The organism is Aestuariivirga sp. (assembly GCF_044238155.1).
Classification (GTDB): Bacteria; Pseudomonadota; Alphaproteobacteria; order Rhizobiales; family Aestuariivirgaceae; genus Aestuariivirga.
On the sequence record NZ_JBIIDX010000002.1, the window covers coordinates 42,814 to 49,077 of the forward strand.

4 protein-coding genes are annotated in these 6,264 nt (G+C 55.1%); 1 reads left to right on the forward strand and 3 read right to left on the reverse strand.

The window, feature by feature from the left end; genetic code table 11:
* Positions 1-53 precede the first annotated feature (53 nt).
* Positions 54-2,324: an NADP-dependent malic enzyme gene (locus ACILRN_RS00565; protein WP_395684638.1), complete on the forward strand. Its 2,271-nt coding sequence runs from the start codon at positions 54-56 to the stop codon at positions 2,322-2,324.
* Positions 2,325-2,575: 251 nt separating this feature from the next.
* Here the strand turns inward: ACILRN_RS00565 and ACILRN_RS00570 are convergent, their stop codons facing one another.
* The 3 genes from ACILRN_RS00570 to ACILRN_RS00580 form a co-directional block, all read right to left on the reverse strand.
* Entirely contained in the window at positions 2,576-3,427 is an 852-nt protein-coding gene (locus ACILRN_RS00570; RefSeq protein WP_395684639.1) for a GNAT family N-acetyltransferase, read from the reverse strand.
* Between the two features lie 68 nt (positions 3,428-3,495).
* Positions 3,496-5,364 carry a response regulator gene (locus tag ACILRN_RS00575; protein WP_395684640.1) on the reverse strand — a complete coding sequence of 623 codons (1,869 nt, stop codon included), beginning with the start codon at positions 5,362-5,364 and terminating at the stop codon, positions 3,496-3,498.
* Positions 5,365-5,439: 75 nt separating this feature from the next.
* Positions 5,440-6,264, reverse strand: an 825-nt coding sequence (locus ACILRN_RS00580) for a YifB family Mg chelatase-like AAA ATPase (RefSeq protein WP_395684641.1), incomplete at its 5' end; no start/stop codon positions are given.

Here is a 6,264-nt window from a genome sequence, read left to right on the forward strand (position 1 = left end):
CTGCTCTCTCTAGTCTCGGACGGGACGCTTTTTGAACCAATTCGGGGTATGCCATGGACCAAAAGCCACGCCGGCCGTCCTTCACTGACGAGGAGGCCCTGCAATTCCATAACCGTGGAAAGCCGGGCAAACTTGAAATCAATCCCACCAAGCCGATGGCCACCCAACGCGATCTGTCGCTTGCGTATAGCCCTGGCGTGGCTGTGCCGGTACGCCGGATCGCTGAAGAACCGGAAACTGCCTATGACTATACGGCCAAGGGAAACCTCGTTGCCGTCATTTCCAACGGTACCGCGATATTGGGGCTTGGTGATCTCGGGGCTCTGGCCTCAAAGCCGGTCATGGAAGGAAAGGCGGTACTCTTCAAGCGCTTTGCTGATGTAGATTCCATTGATCTGGAGGTCGATACCCGGGATGTCGATGAATTCATTAATTCTGTTCGGTATCTCGGCCCGTCCTTTGGCGGAATAAATCTTGAGGATATCAGAGCGCCTGATTGCTTTATCATAGAGCAACGGTTGCGTGAGATGATGGATATCCCGGTCTTTCATGATGACCAGCATGGAACGGCAATCATTGCCACAGCCGGACTCATCAATGCGCTTCATCTGACAAACCGGACTCTTTCTTCGGTCAGGATCGTATGTAACGGTGCGGGTGCGGCTGCCATTGCCTGTGTCGAACTCATAAAATCTCTTGGAGTTCCCAATTCCAATGTCATCCTGGCTGATTCAAAGGGCGTGGTCTACAAAGGGCGAAGCGAGGGCATGAACCAGTGGAAGTCAGCCCATGCCTCTGACACGCCTGCGCGAAGCCTCGCAGACGCACTGGTCGGCGCAGATGTTTTTTTCGGACTTTCTGTAGCCGGTGCCCTTACACCAGACATGGTTCGCAGCATGGCGCCTGACCCAATCATATTTGCCATGGCCAATCCTGACCCCGAGATCACTCCGGAGGAGGTCTCCAAGGTGAGGCCGGACGCGATCATGGCCACGGGCCGATCCGATTATCCAAATCAAATCAACAATGTACTCGGATTTCCCTACATTTTCAGGGGTGCTCTTGATGTCCGGGCAAGGACCATCAATGACGAGATGAAGATTGCAGCAGCTGAGGCCCTTGCGGGTCTAGCACGCGAGGATGTGCCCGATGAAGTTGCGGTCGCCTATCATGGGACAAGGCCAAGCTTCGGCCGGGACTATCTCATTCCAGTGCCCTTTGATCCGCGCCTGATTTCAACTGTTCCTGTCGCCGTGGCTAAAGCAGCCATGGAGAGTGGTGTTGCACGTCGGCACATTGCAAATCTCGACGAATATGGACGTACGCTTTCTGCAAGACTTGATCCTATTGCCGGTACATTGCAGAGCGTGTTCGAGAAAGTCAGGGTTGCGCCGCGGCGTGTCGTCTTTGCGGAAGGTGAAGAGGACCGGATGATCAGGGCAGCGAATAGCTTTGCCAGCGCAGGCCTTGGCCGCGCCATACTGATTGGCCGTGACTCCGCTATCGAAAGAACCCTTCAGAGCGGTACTCTGGAACTTCATGAGAATGTCGAGATCTCGAATGCCAGGCTGTCCGAGCGCAACGTTGATTACGCAAATTACCTCTATGAGCGGCTGCAGCGCAACGGCTTCCTTCTCCGTGACTGTCAGCGCATGGTTAACCAGGACCGGAATGTCTTCGCGGCCTGCATGGTTGCAATGGGTGACGCCGATGCAATGGTCACCGGACTCACCCGCAACTTTTCGGTTGCACTGGACAATGTTCGTCAGGCCATCGACCATCGGCCTGGTCACCGTCCCATTGGCGTGTCAATGGCTCTTGTACGAGGCCGCACCGTGTTCATCGCCGATACGTCGATTCATGAACTGCCGTCTGCCACGGAGCTTGCAGACATAGCCCAGGAGGCGGCAGGCGTTGCACGACGTTTTGGTTACGAACCGAGGGTTGCTTTTCTGTCATATTCAACCTTTGGCTATCCGCGTGGTGAACGTGCCGAATATGTGCGCAATGCAGTTTCGGAGCTTGATGGCCGACATGTTGATTTCGAGTATGATGGAGAAATGGCGGCTGATGTGGCTTTGTCGCGCGAGGCCATGGCACTCTATCCATTTTGCAGATTGACGGGTCCGGCAAATGTACTGGTCATGCCGGCTGCACATTCAGCGTCTATTTCAACAAAAATGCTGCAGCAGCTGGGTGGCGTTACCGTTGTTGGGCCGTTGCTGACAGGCCTTGACCGGCCAGTACAGATTGCGTCGATGTCTGCTACTGCGTCTGAAATTCTCAATCTCGCTGCCATTGCCGCCCACGACATCAACCGCTAGAGTGTATTATAGCAGCGCCGTTCGGGCGCAGCGGTGGTGGCCGGCAGGAGCGGTGTGAAACAACCACTCGGGGTCTTCGTGAGGAGTGCTGCGAACAAAACGCCCGCCGCCAGAAAACCCGAAGGGCTGGGGCTTTTCGTGCCTTGGCGGTGTTGGATGGCTTGACTGGGCTGCAGCCTGCTCTTCGCCATTCTCCTGATCACACCGCAAAATCCCTTCGGCGGCTCAATTCAATCAGGTCGGTTCTTGCTCTAGGCGTATGGTTGCTGCCCGAGGGGTCGGTCAATTCGCTCGGTTGCTTCCACAGGGGCTCCAAAATGGGTGAAGTAGCGCGACCTTATCGCTGATACAGGAAGAATGACCAAGACATCAGTCGTATTGAACTGTTCGTCAGCCACGGCACCATCACCAATATAGCAGCCAAGCCTTAGGTAGCCTTTGATCAGGGGTGGCAGAGACATAAGCGCGCGCCGCTTTTCTGGTTCAGACAATGTCAAGAGACGCATCTCGATCCGTTTATCCGGCAGTGCATTGACGTGCCATTCGGATTTCGGGATCGCCTCTGCAAGAAGGCTCAGCGCCGGCCCATGCAGAGCAGGTGAAGTGCCAGCGAGGCTTGCACAGCCCAGCATTACATCCATGTTGTAAGCACGAACATAGTTCCAGATTCCCTGCCAGAGTAGTTCAACTACCGGTCGGGTGCGAAAAGGTTTGAGCACGCAAGACCGGCCAAGTTCAAGAAACCTCAGGCTGGGCTTGGCCTTCATCAATGGCACAATATCAAATTCACGTTGCGAATAAAAACCAATCGCTGCTTCGGCAACTTCCTGGCGCAGCAATCGATAGGTTCCAATCAGTTGCCCGTCTGACAGCAGAACGGGATCATCCTGTGCCCCTGGGCCTTGGTTGACTACAATCAAGTGATCGCAGATGGAATCGAATTCATCGCGGTCGATTTTTTGCTCAACTGTGAGATCGTCTGCTCTTGCCTTCATTTCCTCGTAGAAGACCCTGTAGCGAAGACGTTGGCAGGCCAGAAGTTCATTAGACCCTGACGCCTGACGGAGAATCAATTGACCGCGTGCAACGTTGATGTCGCGCATTTTCGACCGTCTATTGTTTAGCAGGCAACCGGTTACAAACCCGAACTTTGTGAATGCATTATGACGTACTAGGCCGCGGTCTGACGGGTTACCAGTCGGTTGATTGTATCTTCAAGGTCTTGGCGGTCGAAGGGCTTTGACAGGTATCCGTCCATGCCCGCATGGAGACATTCGACGATGTCTTCGCGATGCGCATTTGCCGTCAGAGCCAGAATGGGGAGCCTCTGAAGGCCAAGGATCTGCTCGTTCCGGCGAATCTGCCGTGTTGCTTCAATGCCATCGAGGACGGGCATCTCGACGTCCATGATGACAAGGTCAGGCCTTGTATCTGTCTTCAAGGCCACAAGGGCGTCTTGCCCGTTGCTGACGTGGGTTACCTCATAGCCTTCACGCCGCAGAACGGTCTGGGCCAAAAGGGCATTGACCGGGTTGTCTTCAGCCAGAAGAACACGGAGCGGAATAGTTGAGCGATCAATCTCAACGATTTTTCTCAAGTCTTCTATGGCCGTGTCAATCGTTGCTTCCTGAGGCAGTTCTACCAGCCTTAGCAGCGACTGTCTTCGAAATGGTTTCAGCAGATAGCCGGAAACAGGCTTGCTGAGGAGATGCTGGTATTGACGTCGTTGTTCCGATCGGATGATCACCAAAGTCTTGAGAGTTGACGCTGCTCCATGCTCCCTGATGAGTTCTGCGAAATCGCTGTCGCAGATTACCATAGTGGTGCCGGTTATTTCACTGTCTTTTAGCAGCGTTTCTAAGCCATGCGGCTCAGTGAGCCGTGCGATGGTAGCTCCGTTTTCCGTGAGCGTGGCTTGAACATGTTCGATGGTTATGGCTGGACGGCCGGCAACGATGAAATGCCGCCCTGTCAGTTGCAACTTGTTTTTGGGCTCAGAAATCCCTTTGCAAGGTAACTTGACCTTGAAGCTTGAACCCTGCCCGGGTGTTGACTTGACCGTTATCGTACCGCCCATTGCTTCGATCAATTGTCGCGAAATGGCAAGTCCGAGTCCGGCACCGCCAAACAGCCGGCGGGTGTCCTGGTTAGCCTGTGTGAATTCGTCGAAAATACGCGCCTGCTCATCCGTTGACATGCCGATGCCGGTGTCAGTCACCGTGATTACGAGGTCATGTACCGGTGATAACGTTGCACTTATCGCGACGCCACCATGTGAGGTGAACTTGATGGCATTGCCACACAGGTTGAGCATGACCTGCCGCAGCCGATTTTCGTCACCGACCACGAGCGGTGGAATTTCAGCAGAAATGAAGCAGGATATCTCAATGCTCTTTGCGTGAGCACGAGGGGCGAGCAATTCAGTGACAGACTCGATTAGCGATGTGAGGTCAAAACCCGCATGCTTGACTGGCAATTTTTCACGCTCAGCCAGTGATGCATCTAGCAGTTCATCGACAATCGACAGAAGTGCTCGGGCAGATGCATCTGCTGTTCTTGCATAGTTCCGCTGCTCTGCAGTAAGCGGCGTTTCCAGCAGCAGGCCAATCATTCCAATGACACCGTTCATCGGTGTCCGGATTTCATGGCTGGTCACAGCAAGAAATCTGGATTTTGCGTTGTTCGATGCTTCTGCTCGAAGCCTGGCTTCATGCAGAGCTTCGGCTGTTGTGGCTAGAGCGGCAAGGCGCCGGCGTGTTGCCTTGCGCCAGAAGAACTGTCCCAGTGTGATGGCGATCGATATAATGAGACCCGCAACGACGAGGCCAAGAACGAGGTTCCGAGAACCAGTGGATAGAGCGGTCGCAATTGCCAGTCCACTGAGCAATGCGACCAGCGAAGAAGACCCTATCAATGTGCCGTAACCAACTTCGGGGCGCGCCAGCTGCTCCAGGGCGCGCGTCAGACTGGCATCTGGCGCCAGACCTTCAGCTGTTGGTTCCAAGCTGGCTTCGATGAATCTGTGGTCAGTGTCACTCATCGCTGTCTAATTGCCATGGTCGGATTGCAAAAGACTTACGGGCAGAAGATGTGGTTAATCTTTGATTAACCGCAGTCAGGCAGCCGTATCGAATGAGCGAAGTCTCTGGCGGTAGCTGAGTGCTTCGGCAATGTGGATGCGACATACCTGGTGATTTTGATCGAGATCTGCCAAGGTCCGTGCCACGCGCATGACCCGGTGATAGCCACGTGCAGAAAGATTCATGGCGGCTGCTGCATCTGTGAGCAAGGATAGGCCGGCGGCATCGGGGGATGCGATGCCTTCCAGCAATCTGCCATCTGCTTCTGCGTTTGTGTGAAGGTCGGGCCGGCCCAGTTCGTGATAACGTCGTTGTTGCAGTCTTCGGGCTGCCAGGACCCGCTGTGCCACGTCAGCACTGGTTTCCTTGGGCGCTGGAAGTGCAAGGTCAGCCGCTTTGACGGCGGAGAGTTCGACCTGTATGTCCATGCGATCAAGCAAGGGGCCTGACAGTCTTGCCTGATAATCAGCCGCACAACGCGGTCCACGGCGGCATGTGTGGCCTGGCTCACCGGCCATTCCGCATTTGCACGGGTTCATTGCTGCCACCAGCTGGAATCGCGCAGGATAGGTGACATGATAGTTGGCGCGGGCGATGACTGTTTGGCCGGTTTCCATCGGCTGTCGCAGCGATTCAAGTACTCGTGGCTGGAATTCCGGCAGCTCATCGAGAAAAAGAACACCGTTGTGGGCAAGCGCCATCTCGCCGGGCTTCGCCCTGAGGCCTCCACCCACAAGAGCCGGCATCGACGCCGAATGGTGGGGCGCGCGGAAAGGGCGTCGCCGGGATAGCCGACCACCTGAAAGTTCGCCCGCCAGGGATGCGACCATGCTGACATCCAGCATTTCGCGGGAGTCCAT

Excerpts from the sequence above, each read along its gene's own strand:
- ACILRN_RS00565 (WP_395684638.1), top strand. The coding sequence starts at position 54 with ATGGACCAAAAGCCACGCCGGCCGTCCTTCACTGACGAGGAGGCCCTG.
- ACILRN_RS00570 (WP_395684639.1), bottom strand. The coding sequence starts at position 3,427 with ATGCGCGACATCAACGTTGCACGCGGTCAATTGATTCTCCGTCAGGCG.
- ACILRN_RS00575 (WP_395684640.1), bottom strand. The coding sequence starts at position 5,364 with ATGAGTGACACTGACCACAGATTCATCGAAGCCAGCTTGGAACCAACA.